Below are 21,586 nucleotides of genomic sequence, written 5' to 3'. Positions count from 1 at the left end.
CGCTAGGCGCACCGCCGAGCTCGCCAACATCTGGTCCGAGACCCCGCGAGAGGCGGGCAGCTTCGCCTACATGGCCCGGGTGCTGGCGCAAGCCACCCTGCCCCACAGTGAGCCGGAGGGCCTGACCTACAGCCGCACGAACGGCAATCTGACGCTGGTCGTGACCACCACGCCGGATGCGGGGGGTCTGCCGTATGGCTCGCTGCCGCGCCTGCTGCTCGCCTGGATCACCTCGGAAGTCGTCACGAAGCGCTCCCGGGAAATCAGCCTCGGACACAACGTGAGCGAGTTCATGCGCGACAAGCTCGGCATGGCGATGACCGGCGGCAAGAACGGCACCATCACCCGCCTTCGCGAGCAGCTGCAGCGACTGACCCATGCGACCTTCAAGGTCGTCTATCGCGACGCCGAAGTGCATGCGGTCTCAAAGGGTTGGGATCCCATCGAGGAGAGTGCGACCTGGTGGCAGCCGCACGCGAATTCCCGCCAGCAGGACCTGTTCGAGTCGAGGCTGCTCCTAGGCCAGAAGTTCTTCGACGAGATCTGCACCAGCGCAGTGCCCCTCGACTGGCGCGTGCTCAAGCATTTCCAGAAGTCGCCAATGCGCATCGACATCGCCATCTGGTTGCCGCACCGCCTACACGAGCTGAAGAAGGACGCCTTCATCCCTTGGGGCGCGCTGGCGACGCAGTTCGGCGCCGAGTACAAGGAGCCGCGCCAATTCAAGGCAGCGTTCTTGAAGGCGTTGGCCGATGTGTTGCGCGTCTACGAGGGTGCCCGAGTCGATGTATGCGACGCAGGCCTCCGACTGAGGCCCTCACCGATCTTGTCGGCGGGCCGCCGCAGGTCGGCATGCGTCTACTGGTGCAGGTCACCGCAGAATTCCATCCCTCCCACGGTTTCAGCCTGAGCATTTGCGATCTCGATGCATCCTTCGTGCTGGGTGAACTCGCGGCCAAGTTGAAGCGACTTCTGGCGCGCCTCGAATCTGAGGGTCTTGCGGCACGCAACAAGGCGCTGCCGGCACCCATCGACTTCACGCGCATCGCGGTGATCGCTCCGGAGGGCGCCGCCGGCCTCGGCGACTTCATGCGCGATGGGGAGATCCTGCAGCGGCTTGGCCTTCTTGAGATCAAGACCTTTGCTGCGGTGTTCCAAGGCGAGAGCGCTGCGATCTCGGTGGCCAAAGCCATCGCGACAGCGTCCACCCTCCATCACGCCGAGCCCTTCGATGCGATCGCACTGATCCGCGGCGGCGGCGCGCAGCTCGATCTCGATTGGCTCAACGCTTATGAGATTGGCAGGGCGATCTGCGACGCGCCTGTGCCGGTGATGGTGGGAGTCGGTCACGAGCGAGATCGAGGTTTGCCGGATGAGGTGGCATGCCTTGCGTTCGATACGCCCAGCAAGGTGATCGGGCACATTCGCCGGGTGATCGTAGAGCGCGCCCGCACGGCGGTCGAGAACGCAGGAAAGATCCAACGGATGGCAAGCAGCAAGGTCGAAGTAGCCCGGTCGCGACTGGACGCACAGCAGCAGCGATTGACCCAATCAGCGCGCGGCAAGCGCGACCAGGCAAGCACCCAGCTCGCGGCGCTGCAGTCGCAGGCGGAGAGACGGGCACGCAGCCTCGCGGCCCTGGCGGCGTCGGACCTCGCCGGCCTTCAAGGCACGCTGGAGCAGACAGTAAGGGCCCGCCTCGCACGGTGCGAGGCGAATCTCGGGCGACAGGGTGCCCAGCTGCTCAACCAAGCGCAGACGAGGCTGTTGACGGCTGGGCAGGGGCTGGATCGCGCGCGGGCGCAGCTGGAACAGAAGGCGCGGCAGCGGGTCGATCAGGCGCCGCTGCTGCTGGAGCGCGCCTACGGGCGACTCCATCAATTGGCGCAGGCCAATCTGAATGCCGCGATGATCGGCCTTGAGCAACAACGCGGCGAACTGAAGGCGCTTGACCCCCGCCGCATGCTGACGCGTGGCTTCGCGCTCGTGCGGGACACCCATGGGCGTGTGGTGAAGATCGCTGCGGAGGCGCCTGGCCAAGTGGTCATCCAGTGGATGGACGGGGCTCGCGAAGCGACCCTCAAGCCGGAGCGCTGAGTGCCAAATGCGTCAGCCGGCGGCCGAGCTATGGTCCCGACCCGTCGAAAGGCGACGCGCAAATGTGTGCGCTAACTGGCCAGGGCCGTCAGGCGGAAGACGCCCTGCCGCCGCGTCTCGTTCGAGCTCGGCCAACAGGTGACGGAACATCGGCAGGATCGCGCGGGCTCGACCATCGCCGGAGTCGATGGCCACAGCCAACTGATCAAGAAACTCGTTGCGGGACAAGCTCATGGTGGTGAGGTTGCCAGCCTGCCGGACGCGGCGCAGTCGGACTCCAGCGCGTAGCGTGCTAGGGAAGCTCTGATTTATCCCCGCAGCCAGCTACCATGCAGCATCTCCGCAGATTGTTCGGCCGATGAAGCAGACGACCTTCGACTCCCTTGCCTACACCGCGAAGAAGAAGCAGACGCGGCGTGAGCGGTTCCTGGCCGAGATGGAGCAGGTGGTGCCGTGGCAGCCGCTGCTGGCACTGGTCGGCGAACACTACCCGAAGGGCGGCAAGGCGGGGCGGCCGCCAATGTCGCCCGAGGTCATGCTGCGCATCCACTTCCTGCAGCAGTGGTACGCACTGAGCGACCCGGCGATGGAAGACGCGCTGTATGAGATCGAGTCGATGCGGCGCTTCGCCGGGCTCGAGCTCAACGTCGATGCGATCCCCGACGAAACCACGATCCTGAAGTTCCGGCGCTTTCTGGAGAAGCACGCGCTGGCGCCGAGGATCCTCGAAACCGTGAACGCGCATCTGGCGGCGCGCGGCATGCAGATGCGCGCGGGCACCCTGGTCGACGCCACGATCATCCACGCGCCGAGCTCGACCAAGAACAGCACCGGCACGCGCGATCCGGAGATGCACCAGACGAAGAAGGGCAACCAGTGGTTCTTCGGCATGAAGGCCCACATCGGCGTGGACTCCGAGTCAGGCCTGGTGAGGGTGGTGGTGGCGACGCCGGCCAACACGGCGGACGTCACCCAGATCGGAGCGCTGCTGACCGGCGAAGAAAAAACCGTGCATGCCGATGCCGGCTACACCGGCGCCGAGAAATACGTTCAGGGCAAAGCCCAGCTGCACATCGCGGCCAAGCGCGGCGCGCTCAAGCGCATGGTCGAGAGTGCGCTCAAGGACGCGACGCAAAGGCTTGAGAAGCTGAAGGCGCAGATGCGGGCGCGGGTCGAGCACCCGTTCCGGGTGGTGAAGTGCCAGTTCGGCTTCACCAAAGTGCGCTACCGCGGCTTGGCCAAGAACGCCGCTCAGCTGCAGGTGCTGTTCGCGCTGGCGAACCTGAGTCTGGCGCGCCGCCGATTGGCGGCGGCGGGATAAGCGTGTCTGCAACTCGGGCATTTCGCCCCGAGCCGCAGAGAAACGAGGGTCTGACGAGCGCGATCTGACCAGTTCCGCGAGATCGAAGTGCAGTAGCGACATCAAAGATCGTCGCAGAGAGCTCGATTGCTGGACGGGGCGCTTTGTTCAGAGGTTCCCTAGGAAAACTCTTACCCCGGCAGTGCCCCCCTGACGCAGCTTGATGATTGGGCGCACCGGACGAATACTCCGGGCATCCCCGAGATGGAGAACCCCATGAGCGAAGTCGCCGACACCCAGCGCTTCGATGCGCTCTACAAGACCCTCTCGACCTGCGTGAGCAAGCTCGATCAGCTGCCGCCCGAGGCTATCGACGAAGCACTCGCGCTCGCTGAGCAAGGTCAGGCGGCCTATACCCAAGCCAAGGCCAGGCTCGAAGCCGCGACACAGCGGCTAGACGCCATGTTCGCGCAGCGGGACCCGGCGTGAGCGGGCCGGCGGATGGCAACCCGGCCCTGAGGATGGTTGAGGGCGGGCGTGCGCAGGTCGAACGCAAGATAGTGCGAGCGCTGGCGGTCGGGGATGATGCAGCCGCTGTTGCGGGAATGGAGCTTCTAGAGCGGCGCGCTTCGCTGAGCGGAGTCAGTCAGCGGGGCTTATCCAGAGACTCCGGTTCAACCGAGTGCGCAAGGCCTTGCTCCTCATCCACCTCGTCCTGCTCTTGCCGTGGCTGAACTACCACGCAAAGCCAGCCTGACCCAGATTTGATCCAGTCCTTTCTGAGTGCGTAAATGAAGCCCTTCCTGAAGTCGCACAGCCTAGTGCTGCCGAACTGGCACTGGGCCGCGACGAGCTGCATGCATCCTTTGCCCCTTGGATCGCGAGTAAGGATGTCGATGATTTCGTGAGCAATGTGCTCGGAAGAATAGGTATCGGTTTGCATAATAAGTTCCTGTTTTGAATATGTATGCTCCGGAAGGTGCGATGTTCCGATTGGTGTCCCACCACCCGGCAGTACCCACGCGCTTCACATCAGCCGGGATGGCTCATGCTGATGAACTGCATTTGGTTGTGATGGATGCTGTTACCGGCTGTGTCTGGCGCTACTGGCGTTTGCCACGTGACGTTCAATGCAAGAGGCCGACCCCTGAGGGGGTCGGCCTCTTCGTGCTACTTGCTCAACCGCCGAGCGACGATGGCGTCGACCTCGGCTCGTGCGCCGATCTCCTCGCGGATCAAGCGCTGCATGAAGCGCAGGTCCCGCGCTTCTTCGGTGCCTTGGGTAACCAGGGCCATCATGCGCTCGATGTGTGAGCGCCTCTCCACCAGTTCCTTGCGGTTGGCGGTGTTCAGAAAGCGCCGGAAGGCGCGGATCTCATCGCGGTCGAGCATGTGCGTCTCCAAAGAAAAAGGGGACGCACAGCCCCGGCAGGGACATGGCGTCCCCGTGGGGTGTTTTGTGGCCTTGCGGGCCTGTGTGCCGGATTAGCAGCCCGGCGAGCTGGTCGCCCTAGGGCGAATTGCCACGAAGCATGCCAATCCGCGAACCTCTGAAGCAAGTCGGCGACACCGGTTGTGCGCACGGCTGTCAACTGCTCACACTCCTGCGCCACCTGGTCTCTGAGGTGTCGCCATGCTCCGAAAGAACGTCGCTCTCGCGCTCTCCACCCTCCTTCTCGCGAACACTGCCGCCGCCCTTGATTTCGCGCGAATCGATCATGAGCGACTCGAAGCGCAGACGCGCGCGCTGGTAGAGATCCAGGCGCTGACTGAGCGCCCCGGGTTCGCTGTAGCGCCGTCCAAGGAGTTCACGGGAGGATGCGTGACCGAGCCATTCCCAGTGCAGCCCACCGGTCCCAAATGGACCGTGCGAGCGAGCGATGTTGCAGGCGCACAGATGGAGATCACGGCGTGGCGGAGGCCCTGCGGTACGGCGGGTGATGCTCAGCTCTTCATCACCGTTTCCCCCGTCTCTGGCACGCCGTTCGCTCCGTGCCGCGTCACCATGGTTCAGAACAACGTCCAGTACAGCTCGCTGCTTCGCACCAACCTGCCGAGCAACATTGCTACGACTGCGCTCTGCGGAAACCTGTTCACGCCGACGACCGCATACGTGATCAGCACCGGGCTCTCTCCCGCCTTCGACGACGACCAGGCCTCGACGCTGTTCTTCGATCTCGCCGCAATACCCACCCCGGTCCGACTCGACATCCCGGCGTACAACGCGGCGGACTACGGCGCGCCCCCGCCGGCGCTCTCGACAGTTCGCCGCCAGATGGCTGGTGCCTGGAACACGGAAGGGATGGGCAACCAGGGCTTCTACTTCGACATCGATGAATCGGCACGCATCTTGGCCGTGGCTTGGTTCACCGGCACGCCGGACGGACGCGCCCGCGATTGGTATTCGGCTCTCGGCACGTTCACCGGACCGCGCGTTCAACTCACTGTCTACCGGACCGAGGATGTCGCCTTTGCCCGGCAGACAACGGTGAACACCCAGCCCTTCGGTACCATGACGATGGACTTCGCGGCCTGCGACCGCGCCACTGTGAGCTGGTCGCTGAATGATGGCCGCAGCGGCAGCCTGCCGATCCGCAAGGTGCTGCCGGTCATCCCCGCTTGTTGAAATGACGCCATGATCCAGATCGCGCACGTCTCGCCGCAGAGCCCTTGGGCTCTGCTCGCCGCCGCGGAACTCGGTCCTGCCGGCGTGCCGCGGCGGGCCCCTGAGTGCCTGCTGGCCACGCGCTTGCGCCATCCCGATCCGACGGTGCGATGGGCAGCCTTGCTCGAAGCCCTCAACGTCTGCGCCGAGGGCTTCCCCGAACTCGAACGCGCCCGCGAGTCGATCCGCGCACACGCAGGGCCGTCACCGTGACCGATGCGTTGCACGCGCTGCAACTGACCCTCGCGCTCAATCCCGCACTGACCCTGCTGTGTGCCGGGGTGCTGGGCGCCCTGGTGGGGAGCTTTCTCAATGTCGTGATCCTCCGCCTGCCGCGCCGTCTGGAGTGGGAGTGGCGGCGCGACGCGCACGAGCTGCTGGAGCGTTCCTTCGACGAGCCAGCCCCTCCGAACTTCTTCCACGGCCGTTCAGCGTGCCCGAGCTGCGGCCACTCGATTCGCTGGTTCGAGAACTTGCCGGTGGTGAGCTGGGTTGCCTTGCGCGGCCGCTGCCGAGGTTGCGGGACGTCGATCAGCATCCAGTACCCGTTGGTTGAGGCGGGCACCGGCCTTCTCTTCGCGCTCGTTGTGCACCACTTCGGACCGACGCCAGCGGCGGCGGCGGGCCTCGTCCTCACCGCAGCCCTCGTCGCGGCGAGCGGGATCGACCTGCGCGATCGCCTGCTGCCGGATTCCATCGTGCTGCCGCTGCTCTGGCTCGGCCTCCTGCTCTCGGTCAACGGCGTGTTCGTCCACCCGGCCCAAGCAATCCTGGGCGCCGCGGCTGGCTATCTCAGCCTGTGGTCGGTGTTCTGGCTGCACCACCTGCTGACGGGCAGGGAAGGGCTCGGCTATGGCGACTTCAAGCTGATGGCGGTCGCCGGCGCCTGGTTCGGCCCGCAGGCCATTCTGCCGGTGGTGTTCCTCGCGGCCTGCCTGATCTCGGTGCTCGGACTCATCCACCTGCGTCGGACGGGGCAGGGCGCCCATACGCATCTGGCCTTCGGGCCGGCGATCGGCGCCGCAATCTGGGTTTGGATGCTGTTCGGCGCCAGCCACCTCGGTCCCTGGGCACGTCAGATGGGACTGCCCTGAGATAGGGCGAACTTCCCGATATCCCCCCAGAAACTGCCCCCAAAGCGGCAATGGGCGTCAATTCGCCTCGTCATCATGGCTCCATGACCCCGCACCGTCATCGGCAGCCCTCCCATGGATCTCGCTGACCCCAATCCTGCCAGCGTCGAGCTTGGCAGCACGGCGGACAGCGTGCGGGGCACTGTCGGGCGCCCCGGGGCTGTGCGCGTCTATCGCCTGCCTCGCGCGGCCGAATGGGTTGAGCGGGTGCTTGCCGGCCGGTGCCGGGAAGTCTGGCTGCTGATGCAGCCGCGCCCCTCTGACCGAGTCGAAAAGTTCGTCGCAGGTCCAGACCACCAGTGGTTGCCGCTCGATGCCCTGGGCCGCCCGCTTCTGGGGGAGCGCGTCCGCCGTAGCCCGCTGGGCGGGCCCGGCGATCTGGCGTGGGTGGCCGAGTCGCATTGGCGCACGAAGGCGCCAATGGGCACGCTCCGGCTTGAGCCGCGCGACGGGCGCTGGCGTCCCAACGAAGGCGCGCGGATCTACGAAGGAGCGGCCTGTCTTGCTCGGCTGCCACCGCAGTCGCTGGATCGCGCGCTGTGGTCGTCCATGCCGGTGTGGGCGAGCCGACTGGTTCTCCGCACCGAGGAAACCACGCCACGCCGCCTCCATTCCATCACCGCCGAAGAAGCCCGCCAGGCAGGCCATGCTGGGGCGCCCGTCTGTCCCCGGACACGGTTCCTCGTTGACTTCGAAATCGCGCACGGCCCGCGCTCCTCCAGCGATGACCCCTGGATGTGGCGCGTGTGTTTTGAGCCCGCAGACGCTCGCGGAGTTGGTGCGCTGATCGACTCTGGCGTTGCTCGGAGGAAAGGCCCTGCTGCGCGCAAGTTGCACTTTGCCAAGACCGTGATCGAGTGATGTCCAACAGAACTTCAACCGGAGCTTCGATGTTCTTCCAGAATCTGACCCTGTTCCGCTACCCCACTTCGATCAACGACAGCTTCGAGGCGCTTGACGACAAGCTCGCCGAGCACGTGCTGAAGCCCGTCGGTCCGCTGGAGCTGTCCTCCCGCGGCTTCGTCTCGCCGCTGGGGCGCGGCGAGCAGGCGCTGTCGCATCGCGTCGCCGAGGCCCTGCTGCTGACGCTCGGCAGCGAGGACAAGCTGCTGCCGGGCTCGGTCGTCAACGCGGTACTTGCGGAGAAGCTCGAACACATCCGCGAGAACGAAGGGCGTAACCCGGGCGGCCGTGAGCGCAAGCGCATCAAGGACGAAGTGCTGACCGACCTGCTGCCGCGCGCCTTCTCGCGGCCCTCGCGCTGCTCGGGCTATCTCGATCTGAGCTTGGGCTGGTGCGTGATTGACACGAGCAGCCGCAAGAACGCCGAGACCTTCGTCACCGCGATCCGCGAGGCCCTGGGCAGCTTCCCGGCGGTTCCGGTGAACGCCGAGACCAGTCCGCGCGCGCTGATGACCGCCTGGATCGACGGCGAACCGCTGCCCGAAGGTTTCGTACTCGGCGAAGAGTGCGAGCTGCGTGACCCGGTCGACGCTGGCGCCATCATCAAGTGCCGTCGCCAGGAGCTCAGCGCCGAGGAAGTGCGCGAACACCTGAAGTGTGGCAAGCAGGCCTTCCAGATCGCCCTAGTGTTCGAGGAGCGCATCAGCTTCGTGCTCGGCGAGGATCTGGTGATCCGCAAGCTGAAGTTCCTCGAAGCGGCGACGGAAGCCCTGGAGCAGGGCGAGCGCGACACGCAGCGTGACGAGATCGACGCCGTGTTCGCACTGATGACCGGCGAGCTGCGAGTGCTCTTGAACCGACTTGAAGAGATCCTTCGCCTGAGTCGGGTCGACGCAAGTTGAACAACACCTGCGCCACGCCCAGCTGGGGCGATGCCGAGGTTGTCGCTAGCGAGTGATGGGTGCTTCCCGGCGCGGAAATCTCCTCCAAAACCGAGAGCGAACGTAAGAGGGCCGGTAGCCCGCCGCCTAAACTATGCCTGCCCACGAGAATCGGACCTTAGAAATGCAACGGCTGCGCGGATTTACCCTCGTCGAGACGATCATCGTCGTCGCTCTGATCGCTGTAGCGCTAACGATCAGCCTGAGTGTGTTGACTACCCGGGGCAAGGAGCAACAGGCTGAACGTCTGGTCAACCAGGCATCGACTGAGATGGCGATGTTGGCGCGGGCGACCACCAGCTACTTCACGGCGGACCGGGTCGCCACGCTCACCGTCAATGCCGTGGCTGAGCTACAGGTTGCGACTCTGATCACGGAGGGACTGCTGCCTGCCAACTTCGCGCTCCGGGGCGGTGTCCTTGGTACAAGCGTCTTTGGCCAGCGCTACCAGATCCGCTTCATGCGGGTGGCAGCCACCTCGACCACACCGACCGTGGCGGCATTCGTCGTGACCGAGACTGGGGTACCAGCCGTCGCCAGCCTGTCGCGCGCTGGCATCCCGAATTCGGTGGACGGCATCTTGAATCTCAAGACCCGAATCGCAGCGAGAATCTCTGAAGAGCACAACCTATCCACCGGGGCCATTCCAGCGAACTCGCGCACGGTCCAAGGAGGATTTCGCGGCTTCACCAAGGATCTGACCGCCTTCATCCCCACTGTGCCGACACAGGCACTGGTGGCGGTACTTGGGAACTTCTCGGACCTTTCGTCTACCGTCCAGCTCCCGGGCCCTCCTGGCGGCAACTCCGGGTCGCTTCAATGCAACATCATCAACGGAGTCTCGGGTACCTGCTTCCGTAATCGGTTCGGCTCGTGGCAGTCCACGCCCTGTTGGGGCCAGTCTGCGCTGGACGCGGGCACGCACTACCGCGAGCCAACCCTCCCGGCCAATTCAGTGAATGTTGTCCGCATCCCGATCTGCGGGGCAGGGCTGAACATTGTCTCCACCGGGGTCGCAGGCGTTGCTCTTACCACCGCGACGGGAACCCGGAACTATCAGGTGACGCTGCCGACATGCACAGACGGCTTTGGTAACCAGTACCCGGAAGCGACTGGCACGACAAGCGAGACTATCCAATCGCTGCGGTTGAATGACACCACCGTCTTCGAGGAGGTTTGTGGCATGTCGGTGTTCACCCGCAATTTCACGACGTGCCAACCCATCAACCAAGGGACGCTCACCGATGCGGGACGAGTCTTGCAGACCGTGCCAGTCACCACCACCACGATCAACGGCACGCAAACCTGGAATCCCTTGGCGCCGATGGCTGGAAATACCAGATCGACGGGCGACGCGTCCACGCGTGGCCACTGGTTCTATTGCATTGCAAACTGAGGAAAAACAGATGCTCGAGAAAATTGGGATGGCAGCACTTCTTATCGTATCCCTGGCGACGCCCGTGTCCGCGCAAGTTTTCGACAACCCTTTCGCTCCGAACAGCGCGACCCGTTCGATTCCTGAAGATCAACGGTTTGGGAAATTCGAGATCTACGGGCAGGCTGCGTGGTACTCGCCAGCTACCAGCGGCAGCGGGTGGTACTTCTCGCAGATCCTCCCAGCCCCTGGAGTAGAGCTGCTGAACATGACGGGCTTCATTTACGACGCGCAGGGGCGCCAGGGCTTCGTACTCGGTAATGCGCCGCGACCAGCGCTGAACAACGGCGCCGAAGCTGTGTGGGGCAATCAGCCGCTCGCAGGTATTGCTGTCGACCTCATCAAGACGTCCGCTGGCGCGTGCCCGACCTGTCCCTATGTGCCTCCGGTCAATGAGCCGAGCGAGTTTCGCCGAGCTGAAGTCACGTGGGTGACGCCCACCATGGCGGATCTCAAGGTCAACGGCGTCGGCTTGCCTCGCATCGTTGCTGCTGACATCGCCCTTGGTCCGGACTGGGCAACGCGACTGGACGGGGACCACTTCGGCCCGTGGCAGACCCGATCGCTTCAGTCGCAGGGCACACCGCTGATCGTCAGCCAGTGCTCCTACACGTTCCGCCGCGTCGCGAAGCCCTTCCAGGAGACTCAGTTGCGCTGGGAAGAAGGCACCGCGATCGCGGAGCAGCCAGACCCGTTGGCGATCTGGTTTCAAGTTGGACTTGCGTGTGGAGGCCAGCAGCTTCCCCCCGTCGGAACTTCTGTGATGTTCAACAACATCCACATCGCAGCACCGGCTGATCGCTCGGCTCCCTACGCATTGGTTTATTCACTCCCAACGAATAACCGCGTTCTTGACGGAACTGGCAACGTGTTGAGCTATCGGATACTGCCAAACACTCCCGTGGGTCGGATTTATATCACCGGTGCTCAGAACCACGTGTACGTGCAGCGCCAAGCGCAGGACTCCCGCATCATCGAGGGCGTGTACGTCCTCAGGCGTACACGCTGATTAACCTCTAACGGGAGCGTTTGGCTCCCGATCTCCGATTTCCTTGGATGGTGCCGCGGCGCGCCACGGCATCGCTTTGCCCGCAGGCGGGAATGCCCTGCATTACGGCCACAACTCTTTCGCGCCAGGAGGCTCCGATGCGAAACACGCTTCTCAGGCTTGCAGCGGCACTGTGCATCTCGTCGGTGCTCGGTGCGTGTGGTGGTGGGACCTCTCCCACCGCTGTAGCTGAAGCCACGACCACCAAGACCCTCGCAGTCACAGCCAAGACCGTGCGGACGACCGGTCAAGAGGCGACCCGTTTCGAGGAAGGCGAGGCCTTCGACGTCGTCGTTAACGTGGTCGAAACATCACGCACGGTGAGCCAAGGACGGACGCTCAGCGAGACCTCCGGCCCTGCGGCGAACGCCACGGTGACTGCCACCGTTACCGGCGGGCAGGTGCAGCCAGGATCGGCGCTCACCGGCGCCGATGGTGTCGCGCGCTTCCGCATCACTGCAGGCGAGGTTGCCGGCGCCTTCCAGGTCGATCTCGCCACCTCCTCACCCGCAGCCACTGGCAGCGTCACCACCCGTCTGCCCTACATGGTGGAGCGCACCTTTCGCCCCGACGCCCGGCTGGAGATCACGGATGCGTCGGGCAATGCAGTCGGAGCGGTTCGACCTGGCCAGCAGGTCCGCGCGAACGTCGAACTTCGGCGCGCTCGCGTGACCGCGCTTGGGGTCCCTGATCGCTACGAGCCTGCCACCAACGTGCGGGTCGGGTTCTCGGCTGAGGCAGGCTCGTTCGACCCGGCCTTCAGCGCCGCAACCACGGATGCGAACGGCAGGGCATCGATCCTCTTCGTGCCGCCCGTGCGTTCCGGACCGATCCGCCTCTCGGCGGCGGCCGAGGTCGACGGCAAGAGTGTGGCGGCGAGCGGCATCGTCGAAGTTCGCGTGCCGCAGATCTACCTGGGCGCGGGCCGGCCCTTCCAGCCGGGCGTGCTGGTCATCGACCCGCCGGAGATCGAGGCCGGAGCCTCGGCGCGCATCAGCGCGCAGCTCGTCGACCAGGAAGGCCGTGCGTTCGAAGCGCCGGTGATCGTCGACTTCACTTCGACCTGTGCCGGCACTGACGCGGCGTCGATAACCAGTCCGGTGCTGGCCGCCGGCGGCGTCGTCGCGACCAGCTACAGGGCGGGGCAGGGCTGTGCGGCCGCCGATCTCATCACCGCGGACTTCCTGGTGCCGGGCATTGAGCAGCCGGTTCGCGCACAGGGCCTCATCCGCATCCGTCCGCCGCAGGCCGAGGGCATCGCCTATGTCGAGGCGAGCAACCTCAGCATCATGCTGCGCGGCATGGGTTCCGACACGCGCCCCGACCGCGCCACCCTGACCTTCCGGGTGACGAACGCGGCTGGCATCCCGGTGCGCGATGCAATGGTCGACTTCGCCGTCGTGAATCCGCTCGGTGCGCTGACCCTTGAGAACGCCAGCGCGGCCACGGATGTGGAAGGGAGCGCGATCGCCCGCGTTCGTGCTGGCGACGTGCCCGGTGTCTTCCGAGTGCGCGCGACGGTGCGGGGCACAGGGCAGTCTGCCGACTCAGCGACCCTGGTGGTGTCGACCGGCCGCGCCGACCAGGACAGCTTCTCGTTGAGCTTCGAGACCCTGAATATCGAGGGCGGCGCTTTCGACGGCGTGACGACGCAGGTTAGCGTGCGCGCGGGGGATCGCCTGCAGAACCCCGTGGCGGATGGGACTGCCATCTACTTCACGGCAGAAGGCGGTCTCATCGCCCCCGAGTGCCGCACCGTCGCCGGCACGTGCTCCGTGATCCTGCAAAGCAGCAACCCGCGGCCGACAGATGGGCGCGTGACGGTGCTTGCGCGCACGGAGGGCACCGAGTCCTGGCGCGACGCCAACGGCAACGGCCTGTTCGATTCCGGCGAGGCCTTCGATGATCGTGGGGAGGTCTTCAGGGACGACAACGAGGATGGTGTGCGTTCGGCGGGCGAGCTCTTCTTCGACGTGAATGGCAACGGCAGCTTCGATATCGCCAACGGTCGGCTGGACGGTGGCCCGTGCGCGCCGGGCGTCCAGTGCGGCAGGGACTTCGAGGCCCGTGCTTCCGGCACCGTGGTGTTCTCCAGCAGTGCTGCTCTGGTCAACATCTACCTTTCGCGCTCGACGGTCGACGAGATCAGCCCGACGGGCTTCGTCGTGGCCGTCAGTGATCGCAACGGAAACCTTCCGCCGGCTGGCACGCAGATTCAGGTCGCGGCGTCGAAGGGCACGCTGGCGGGCGACGCGGACTTCACCGTCCTGAACACCAACGCCCGCGGTCCCATCGTGCTGCCCTTCTCGCTGCTCGGCGACGGCTCCGCAACCCCGGGTTCCATCACCGTCCGTGTGGTCACGCCGCGCGGCATCGTCACCACGGCCAGTGAGCGCGTGGAGTTCGAGAGCGCATGCGCGGGCACCGTCCTGCCGCGGCCGCCGGGATGCGCGGGCGGCGGCGTCGTTACCGTGGCATCGCTCACCGCCACGCCGTCCGTGGTCAACATCGCCGCCGGCGCGACGCGCACCGAGAACGTGGAAGTCCGCGTGCTGGGCCAGGCCAGTCCGCCCGCCCCGATCCGTGGTTTGACCCCGAGCCTCAGCTGCAGCAGCGCGGATTCCATCGGCATCAGCGTGGCCGTGCCGGATGGGATTGCAGCCACCAACGATGCAGGCGTGACGACGCTCGGTCTTGAGGTGTCGGCCACGGCCACGGCCAGTGGCGCGACGGTATGCACGCTCTCGGCAGGCGGCGTCAGCACCCGCCTGACGATTGAGGGACCGCCGGTGGCCAGCACCACGGCGGGTGCGATCCTGCTGACGCCTGCAACGATCCCCGCGCAGCCAGGCACGACGATCAATACCAGCGTGCTCGTGACCCTGCGGAACGCCCTCACGCCGGCAGGCCCGTTGGTCGGCGTCACGCCGGCGCTCCGGTGCACGACGGCGGGCTCGACTGGCCTCGCGGTTACCTCGGGTGCGATCGCGCCGACGGATGCCGCTGGGCAGACGGAGATCCCCCTCATGATCACTGCGAGCGCCGCCCCGCTAGGTAGCGTGCAGTGCGAGGTCACCTCGGGTACTGCGCGCGCGACGTTCGCGATCCAAAGCTGAGTTCGTGCGGCCGGCATGTACCGAGTGCATGCCGGCCGCAAGTTGCGGGATTGCCGGGTCCTCCGATCCTTCTGAGATCGGAAGGAGCCCCACCATGCTGACGGACGAGATCAAGGACCGCATCCGCACCGCCCACGAGCGCCTCGTGAGCCTGGCCGGCGTCCGCAAGCGCGGCGCCCAGAACCGCCTGATCGCCGAGGCAGCGCGCGTCGCGGCAGGCGGCGAGGGAGGCCCCGTGCGTAGCGTGGTCGAAGCACCGACTGGCACCGGCAAGTCGCTCGGCTATCTGCTGGGCGCTATCCCTGCGGCCATGGCCCGCAAGAAGAAGCTCGTGATCGCCACCGCCACCGTAGTCCTGCAGCAGCAGCTGCTGGAGAACGAGCTGCCGCGGCTCATGACGATCGCCGGCCTTGAGTTCAAGGCGAAGTTGGCCAAGGGCCGGACGCGCTACGTGTGCGATCTGCGCCTGACAGCCGCCGATTCGAGCCACCCCGACCAGGACAGCCTCGCCCTTGGCGAAGACGCGCTGGAGCCCGTGTGGCGCACACGACCGACCGAGGACGACCTGAGCCAGGTCGACCGAATGGCCAAGGCACGGGCCACCTCGAAATGGGATGGCGACCTTGACGCATGGCCGGACCGGGTATCGCCGACCCTGCTGTCAACGATCACTGCGACGGCGGCACAGTGCAGCGGCTCGGCCTGTCCGCTCTACCAGCGCTGCGCCTTCCGACACGCCCGACAGGGGCTCAAGACGGCCGATGTGATCATCGCGAACCATGCCCTCGTGCTCGCCGCGTTGCAGGTGCCCGATGCCGAAGCGTCGCCCCTGCCGGCGCCTGGGGACACCGTCTACGTGTTCGACGAGGCCCATCATCTTCCTGCCGCGGCCGTGGAGGCCTTTTCCTCGGTGCTGGAGCCCCGCGCCCTGGCCTCTGGCCTGCAGCGTGCGCGCGGAAGCCTTGCGCACGCCCTCCGCACGCTCAACGCGCCCGACGAGCGCGTCGACCGGGTCGCCGCACGCGCCATCACGCGCCATCACGCGCCGACGTCAACCCGCGCCGCACCTACCGAGAACCGCAAACGAGAAGGAACGAAAGCGAATGGCCAGGGGGATCAACAAAGTCATCATCGTCGGCACGCTGGGCGCCGATCCGGAGACGCGCTACACCGCTTCGGGTTCCGCGATCACGTCGATGCGCCTTGCGACGAATGAAAGCTGGACCGACAAACAGACGGGCCAGAAGCAGGAGCGCACCGAGTGGCACCGCGTGAAGATGTTCGGCCGCTTGGCCGAGGTGTCCGCGGAGTACCTGCGCAAGGGCAAGCAGGTCTACATCGAGGGCAGCCTGCGCACCGAAAAGTACACGGACAAGGACGGCGTCGAGCGCTACAGCACCGACATCATCGCCAATGACATGCAGATGCTGGGCGGTGCCGATGGCGGCGGCTCCTCGCGCGGCAATGGTGATCGCCCGGCGCGCGGCCAGTCGCAGCAGGCCCAGGGCGGGCGTCAGGCGCCCCCGCCTCCGGATGACGACCTGGACGACAACATCCCGTTCTGACACATACCAATAAGCGCGAGGAAAGCCCCGGCGGTCTGCCGGGGCTTCCTCATTCGATCGGCCCTGTTCTGGCGGACTCAGGGAGTCAAGCCTGCAGCGCGTTCGTTGATCGTGGATCGGCTTTCGGGCTATTGACCATGGGGTTGCAGTCGCTACCTTCTCTCCCCCTCCAAACCAAGAGCCGCAGGTAAGCCATGTCTCCCGAGTTGTTGTTGTCTGGAGCCGTCCTCGTCACGATCTTCATCGCCGTCCTCCGGCATCTACCGACGGATCGGCGCGATGAAGAGCGCGATGAGAGCGGGGCGCAGCCGCTCGTCACTACGCCATCAGCCCAGCCGAGGGGCATCGACGAGATCCCGGTGCCCGTGGGGCTCATGTCGGGAGCCTCGATCGCCATGGATATTGCAATCGAAGCACGAGTCTTCCACGCGAGCGCGGTAAAGGCGTTGCCCGAGGAGCAGTGGCTTAATCCAACCTCACTCGTGGCGCAGAGCTTCATACTGCTGGGATTCGTGAAGGAACTTGGCAATCAGCGCAATGCGACCGACTTTGCCTGTGGCGTCGCCTTCGAAGCAGTGTCGAATGGGTTTGGGCTGGAGTCAGAGCAGGCGCATGAGATGGTGAAGCAGTGGCCAAAGCTGAGGGGGGGCCCGATGAGTCCGCTCCTTGCGAGCGGCCGCCTGATGGCTCTCACGTGGCTGAAGGGCGAGAAAGAGGAAGCCCGGAAGATGTTCACGGAGACAGTGCTGGCGACCCCTGCCTCTTGAGAAGGCGACCCACCGCTGGTCCGCTGCGGTTCCGGTATCGTTGCGCCAAGCGTTTCACGAGGGATCGAAGATGACCGACTCCAAAGCCACGAAAGCCATGACCCAAAAGTTGGCCAAGGCCACCCAAGCGGTTGCCTCGCGCTTACCTGGGGCTGCGGTCAGGTCGTCCGCGTACGGCATGCAGATCATGGGGCGTCTCGGCGCCGGTCAAGGCGCCGCGGCCTTCGCGAAGGAAGCGGGCGCCGATGTCGCATGGGCGCACTCGACGCCGGCCGGGGTGGGCAAGCGCGACCGCGTGATCGTATCCGGGACCATCGAAGGCTTCGATTTCGTCGGGACTGAGTCCGGTCCAGCCGAGAGTCGCGATGTCATCATCGAGATCTTCGCTGACGAGTCGCAATCGAACGAACACGGTCGCCAGTGGCTGGCCAAGCTCTCCGTCCTTGATCGCATTCTGACCAGTCCCGACGAGGTCGCGGTCTTCACTGGACACGTGCTGTCGAAGCTCAAGGGGAAGAAGAAGACCGAGGCCGCAGCGGCACTCCTGCGCGCGATTTCCGAAGGCCTCGAAGGCTAATCCGCGTCCAGGCCCCGCAGGGCCGCATCTGCTGCATTCGAAAGCAGGCCAAGCTCCAGCAGAGCGTCCACCAGCGTGTCCGAGCCCACGGCCTTGTGGCCGCGTTCGAGGTTCATGACCGTGTAGCGGCTGACGCCAAGGCGCGTCGCCAACTCACCCACGCCGATCCCCCGGGCGAGTCTCGCGTTCCGAATCAGTCGACCGAGCAGCTCGCGTCGGGCTGGGCGAACCATGCGCGTCCTTTTCTCGTCGATGTTGCCGATCGGCAACGCGCCGGCTAGTCTAGCCCATGTTGCCGATCGGCCACATTTGTTGTCCCCAAGGGCTGTGGATAAGCACGGGGGCGAGGGCTCGAAAGGCCCGCAGTTAGGGGGCAAAACGGGTCATGGATACGACTTCGCCACGCGCAGCACCGCACCCGCTGGCCCGACTCCGGGCTCTTGGTGTCAAGGCGCCGTGGCAGGCTGCCCTGCTGCTGCCGGCGAGCTACGTCGATCCCCCGGAGGCGCTGCAGGATCACCGACTGGCCCAGGAAGAGCTGGTCTATGCCATGCCGGTCCGCGTTGCCGGCGCGCCGCGCACTTTCTTCAACGGCGCGCCCCGCGTGGTCGTCGTGCTCGCGGACGCCCGCGACAACACCTTCAGCGCCACCGTCTTCGGCAACACCGGGGAGTGGAAGGCGCGGCTGGTCGAAGGCAGCGAGCATCTGCTGAGCCTCCGGTTCCGCTGGTATGCCGACCGTTTGAGCGGCACGATCCTCGGTGCGGTCGACGACGCGTGGGCGAACCGCCTGCGACCGGTCTATCCGGGTGTGCCGAACGTGATTACGCCCGATGAGGTGCGCGACCTCGTACTCGGCGCCCTGCCGCGGATCGTGGACCGCGCCGCCACGGAGATCGCCCGCCGCCTTGAAGGCCTGGGCGACATGGCCGAGCTGCTGGCCGAGCTCGAAGCCGGCGGCTGGACCTTGAAGCAGGTGCTCCAGCAGGCGCACGCGCCGCGCGATCGGACCTATGCCGAATTCGCCCGGGAGGTATTGCTGAAGCTTGCCGCCCTCGATGCACTGGCCAGCGCACAGACCCAACGCGTCGAGCGCACCGTCGAGGCCATGACGCTGCCGACGCTTGATCCGCGCAAGCAGGCCTTCCCGTTCACGCTCTCCGAGGCCCAGGCAACGGCAGTCGATGAGCTGGCCGAGCCCCTGCGCGCGGGCCGGCGCCTGAATGGCGTGCTGTTAGGCGACGTCGGCTCGGGCAAGACCGCCTGCTACGGCGCGCTCGCCGCTGCCGTGATCGATGCCGGCCGCCGCGTGGCGGTGCTGCTGCCCAGCACGGTGCTGGCCGAGCAGGTCCACCGAGAACTGAGCCATGCCTTCCCGGACATCGGGCCGGTCCTGGTCACCGGGGACACAGAAGCCATGAGCATGGCGGGGGCCCGCTGGGTGATCGGCACGAGCGCCGTCCTGCACCGCGATACAGGCCGCTTCGATCTCGTGGTGGTGGACGAAGAGCAACGCTTCAGCGTGGAGCAGAAGGCGCAACTCGTGGAGCTCGAAACCCACCTGCTGCTGGTGAGTGCGACGTGCATCCCCCGCACGCAGGCCCTGGCTCGCTATGGCGCGGCAACGGTCGCGGTGCTGCCTGTCGGCCACGCAACCCGCTGCATCACGACGCGCATCCACGAGCACGAGAAGCGCTCGGCACTCTTCGCGGAAGTTCGTGCTGACGTGCGCCAGGGCGTCCAGGTGCTGGTGGTCTACCCGCTGCGCGGAGAGTCCGACCCCGACGCCGGCGACCAGGCCCGCATGCGCGAGGCCGACCGCCGGAGCGTGCGCGGCGCTCACGAGAGCTGGTGCAAGGTATTTCCGCCCGAGCGCATCCGCATGCTGACGGGCGACACGCCCGACGAAGAGAAGCGCGAAACCATGCGCGCGATGCGAGAGCGCGAAGCGGACATCCTGCTCAGCACGACTGTGGTCGAGGTCGGCGTGACCCTGCCCGGCGTCCGCAGGGTGATCGTCGTCGACCCCCAGCGCTTTGGCCTCTCCCAGCTGCACCAGCTGCGCGGCCGCGCGGCTCGCACCGGCGGGGAAGGGTGGTTCGATCTCCTCCTGCGGGAGCCGATCAGCGACAAGACCCGCGAACGCCTGAATGTGCTGGTTCAGCACGCCAATGGCTTCGATGTCTCGCTCCGTGACCTGGAGCAGCGCGGCTACGGCGACCTCGGCGAAGACTCCCGGCGGCAGGCTGGCGCCTCCGAGCGCGTCCTGTTCGGTCAAGCGTGTCCAGTGGCGATCACCGACGCGGTCTATCCGATCTACCAGCGGCGCGCAGCCCGCGCCCATGGCCGGGCAGGGCCCATCGACCTCCTCATCGGACAACAGCCGCGCGCTCCAGAAGCCTCAACCCGCGGTGGCGGTGTCAAAACTGTCCGATAACTGCCGAGATCAGGGGGGGTTTCCGAAAGAGGACGCGGAAGTCAGTCGATAAACTGGCGCCTCAACTGGAGACCCCGCATGCCTTTGAAGCTGCTCCCCGCCCTCATTGCCCTTGGCCTTGCGACCTCGCCGAGCGTCCTCCTGGCCATGGATTCCGCGTCCGAAGACGCTGCCGCGCGCACTTCGGCGGATGACGGCACCCGTGATGCCCCGAGCGGCACCATCGACATCGCGGTGCGCGAAGAGTCGGCCCGCCGTCCCGGCGCGCCGGCGAGCGAGCTGATGGCGCTCGCCGAGCATTACGAGCGGCTCGGCGACCACCGCCGCGCCGCCGAGTGGTACAGCAAGGCCAGCGTCGCGGGTGACACACGCGCGCAGATCAAGGTCGCAGAGACCCTGATGCGCGCCTCCACCCACGCCGGTCTTTCCGAGGCCCAGCGCGAGCGCGCGCGTACGCAGGGCCTGGCGCTCCTGCGCCACGCCGCGCAGGCCCGCAATGCAGAGGCGGCCTACCGGCTGCACCTGATCCACGCCGATGGCGGTCAGGGCGCGCCGCACGCCGACGAGGCCGAGCGCTGGCTGAAGGAGGCCGCCGACGCCGGCCACCCGCAGGCATCCTTTGTGATGGCGCAGCGCCTGCTCGCCACGCCCAACGCGGCTTTGGCCCTCCCGTTCCTTGAGCACGCCGCCACCGGCGGTCACCCGGAGGCCCTGAGGCGCCTGGTGGCGCACCACCTCGAAAAGACACCGCCTGCCGTCGACATCGCGGACCGGTGGGCGCGGAAGGCCGCCGAACAGGGCGACGTGTCGCTACAGGCTCAGGTCAGCGATGCGCGCGAGCGTGAGGCACAGCGGATCGCCGCCGCCGAGCGCGAGGCCGCCGCGCACCGCGATGCAGAAGCCGCCCAGCTGGCTGCAGCAGCGCGCGAGACCCAGCCCCGAACGGTGGCCGCCCCAGCCACCGCCATCCCCCTGAAGCCCGCCCAAGCGGCATCCGCAAGTCCACTGGCCATCGAAGACGACGCATCCATGTCCCTGGCCCTGGACGCCCCTGCAGCAACGCCGCAACCTTCCATGTCCGATCTGCTGGCCGAGATCCAGGCCATGCGCGGCGAGCTCACCGCCATGCAGCAGCTGCTGGCCGACCGCGACCGCCACATCGCCTCGCTGCAGGCCGAGCTAGCGCGCGAGCAGGAGCACAGGCAGGCCGCCGCGGTGGCCGAGGAGGCCCGCCGCAAGAACGAGTCAGGTCTGGCCGCATTCCGCGCCGGCGACCATGCAGCAGCCTTCAGCCGCTTCGACGCAGCCGCTCGTGCCGGCAACGCCCAGGCGATGAACAACCTGGCCACCCTCTACATGAACGGGCAGGGTGTTGCCCGCTCTACGGAGCGTGCCATCGAGTACTTCACGCTGTCGGCGAATGCCGGCAACGCCCAGGCCGCAGCGAACCTCGGCAACCTGTTCGCACGCGGCACGGACGGAGTCCAGCGCGACACCGTCCAGGCCGAAGAGTGGTACCGGCGGGCTGACATGCTGGGCCACGCCAAGGCGGGCGAGTACGTCCGTGCCCTCAGCGCGCAGCGCGTCGCCGGCAACTGAGGG

21 protein-coding genes are annotated in these 21,586 nt (G+C 66.3%); 18 read left to right on the top strand and 3 right to left on the bottom strand.

Translation table 11 applies throughout. The features are described 5' to 3' along the window. Positions 1 to 70: 70 nt before the first annotated feature. The 4 genes from BLP83_RS18775 (at position 71) to BLP83_RS16240 (ending at position 3,886) form a co-directional block, all read left to right on the top strand. Complete coding sequence (locus BLP83_RS18775) at positions 71 to 910, top strand: replication protein RepA (protein ID WP_176764246.1); 840 nt, start codon at positions 71 to 73, stop codon at positions 908 to 910. Then, entirely contained in the window at positions 853 to 2,097 is a 1,245-nt protein-coding gene (locus BLP83_RS16250) for an exodeoxyribonuclease VII large subunit (RefSeq protein ID WP_176764245.1), read from the top strand. Before BLP83_RS18775 ends, BLP83_RS16250 begins: the two co-directional genes overlap by 58 nt. Positions 2,098 to 2,455: 358 nt before the next feature. Then, positions 2,456 to 3,418, top strand: coding sequence for an IS5 family transposase (locus BLP83_RS16245; protein WP_091245308.1), 963 nt, complete (start codon positions 2,456 to 2,458; stop codon positions 3,416 to 3,418). A 255-nt stretch (positions 3,419 to 3,673) separates the two neighbouring features. Further along, a complete protein-coding gene (locus tag BLP83_RS16240) occupies positions 3,674 to 3,886 on the top strand; it encodes a hypothetical protein (RefSeq protein ID WP_176764244.1) in 213 nt (70 codons plus the stop codon). A 157-nt stretch (positions 3,887 to 4,043) separates the two neighbouring features. Here the strand turns inward: BLP83_RS16240 and BLP83_RS16235 are convergent, their stop codons facing one another. Together BLP83_RS16235 and BLP83_RS16230 are read right to left on the bottom strand one after the other, a co-directional pair. Continuing rightward, positions 4,044 to 4,340, bottom strand: a complete 297-nt coding sequence (locus BLP83_RS16235) for a hypothetical protein (protein ID WP_091245301.1) — start codon at positions 4,338 to 4,340, stop codon at positions 4,044 to 4,046. Positions 4,341 to 4,567: 227 nt separating this feature from the next. Beyond that, a complete protein-coding gene (locus BLP83_RS16230; protein WP_091245298.1) occupies positions 4,568 to 4,789 on the bottom strand; it encodes a hypothetical protein in 222 nt (73 codons plus the stop codon). 241 nt (positions 4,790 to 5,030) lie between these two features. Here BLP83_RS16230 and BLP83_RS16225 point away from each other — a divergent pair, with 241 nt between their 5' ends. The 12 genes from BLP83_RS16225 (at position 5,031) to BLP83_RS16175 (ending at position 17,547) form a co-directional block, all read left to right on the top strand. Then, positions 5,031 to 6,023 carry a hypothetical protein gene (locus BLP83_RS16225; RefSeq protein ID WP_091245295.1) on the top strand — a complete coding sequence of 331 codons (993 nt, stop codon included), beginning with the start codon at positions 5,031 to 5,033 and terminating at the stop codon, positions 6,021 to 6,023. Positions 6,024 to 6,032: 9 nt separating this feature from the next. After that, the gene (locus BLP83_RS18770) at positions 6,033 to 6,275 is read left to right on the top strand and encodes a hypothetical protein (protein ID WP_176764241.1); all 243 of its coding nucleotides are present in this window, start codon (positions 6,033 to 6,035) and stop codon (positions 6,273 to 6,275) included. After that, entirely contained in the window at positions 6,272 to 7,156 is an 885-nt protein-coding gene (locus tag BLP83_RS16220) for a prepilin peptidase (protein WP_425389024.1), read from the top strand. The genes BLP83_RS18770 and BLP83_RS16220 overlap by 4 nt, the downstream gene beginning before the upstream one ends. 114 nt (positions 7,157 to 7,270) lie before the next feature. Further along, positions 7,271 to 8,056 (top strand): hypothetical protein, encoded by a 786-nt coding sequence (locus BLP83_RS18440; RefSeq protein WP_143006735.1) that lies wholly within the window; start codon positions 7,271 to 7,273, stop codon positions 8,054 to 8,056. Positions 8,057 to 8,085: 29 nt separating this feature from the next. Next, positions 8,086 to 9,000 carry a recombination-associated protein RdgC gene (locus BLP83_RS16210; RefSeq protein WP_091245286.1) on the top strand — a complete coding sequence of 305 codons (915 nt, stop codon included), beginning with the start codon at positions 8,086 to 8,088 and terminating at the stop codon, positions 8,998 to 9,000. Positions 9,001 to 9,163: 163 nt separating this feature from the next. Next, positions 9,164 to 10,435 (top strand): type II secretion system protein, encoded by a 1,272-nt coding sequence (locus BLP83_RS16205; RefSeq protein ID WP_176764243.1) that lies wholly within the window; start codon positions 9,164 to 9,166, stop codon positions 10,433 to 10,435. A gap of 10 nt (positions 10,436 to 10,445) precedes the next feature. Then, a complete protein-coding gene (locus tag BLP83_RS16200) occupies positions 10,446 to 11,483 on the top strand; it encodes a hypothetical protein (RefSeq protein WP_091245280.1) in 1,038 nt (345 codons plus the stop codon). Between the two features lie 137 nt (positions 11,484 to 11,620). Then, positions 11,621 to 14,638, top strand: a complete 3,018-nt coding sequence (locus BLP83_RS16195) for a hypothetical protein (RefSeq protein WP_143006734.1) — start codon at positions 11,621 to 11,623, stop codon at positions 14,636 to 14,638. A gap of 94 nt (positions 14,639 to 14,732) precedes the next feature. Then, positions 14,733 to 15,854 (top strand): ATP-dependent DNA helicase DinG, encoded by a 1,122-nt coding sequence (locus tag BLP83_RS16190; protein ID WP_091245273.1) that lies wholly within the window; start codon positions 14,733 to 14,735, stop codon positions 15,852 to 15,854. Next, entirely contained in the window at positions 15,742 to 16,203 is a 462-nt protein-coding gene (gene ssb / locus BLP83_RS16185) for a single-stranded DNA-binding protein (RefSeq protein ID WP_091245269.1), read from the top strand. Before BLP83_RS16190 ends, ssb begins: the two co-directional genes overlap by 113 nt. 194 nt (positions 16,204 to 16,397) lie before the next feature. After that, positions 16,398 to 16,970: a hypothetical protein gene (locus tag BLP83_RS16180; RefSeq protein ID WP_091245263.1), complete on the top strand. Its 573-nt coding sequence runs from the start codon at positions 16,398 to 16,400 to the stop codon at positions 16,968 to 16,970. Between the two features lie 70 nt (positions 16,971 to 17,040). Next, on the top strand, positions 17,041 to 17,547 hold the full coding sequence (locus BLP83_RS16175) for a hypothetical protein (protein WP_143006733.1): 507 nt from the start codon (positions 17,041 to 17,043) through the stop codon (positions 17,545 to 17,547). On the opposite strand, the gene BLP83_RS18435 is transcribed toward BLP83_RS16175, so the two are convergent. Further along, entirely contained in the window at positions 17,544 to 17,780 is a 237-nt protein-coding gene (locus BLP83_RS18435; RefSeq protein WP_143006732.1) for a helix-turn-helix domain-containing protein, read from the bottom strand. The two genes, BLP83_RS16175 and BLP83_RS18435, sit on opposite strands and share 4 nt — an antisense overlap. A 152-nt stretch (positions 17,781 to 17,932) precedes the next feature. Here BLP83_RS18435 and BLP83_RS16170 point away from each other — a divergent pair, with 152 nt between their 5' ends. Then, positions 17,933 to 19,984 (top strand): DEAD/DEAH box helicase, encoded by a 2,052-nt coding sequence (locus tag BLP83_RS16170; RefSeq protein ID WP_091245256.1) that lies wholly within the window; start codon positions 17,933 to 17,935, stop codon positions 19,982 to 19,984. A 78-nt stretch (positions 19,985 to 20,062) separates the two neighbouring features. Then, entirely contained in the window at positions 20,063 to 21,583 is a 1,521-nt protein-coding gene (locus tag BLP83_RS16165) for a tetratricopeptide repeat protein (RefSeq protein WP_091245253.1), read from the top strand. Positions 21,584 to 21,586 lie beyond the last annotated feature (3 nt).

This window comes from Aquimonas voraii (assembly GCF_900101825.1).
Taxonomy (GTDB): domain Bacteria; phylum Pseudomonadota; class Gammaproteobacteria; order Xanthomonadales; family Xanthomonadaceae; genus Aquimonas; species Aquimonas voraii.
Note: the sequence above shows the minus strand (reverse complement) of the source record. Positions and strands in the feature narration are given on the sequence as shown.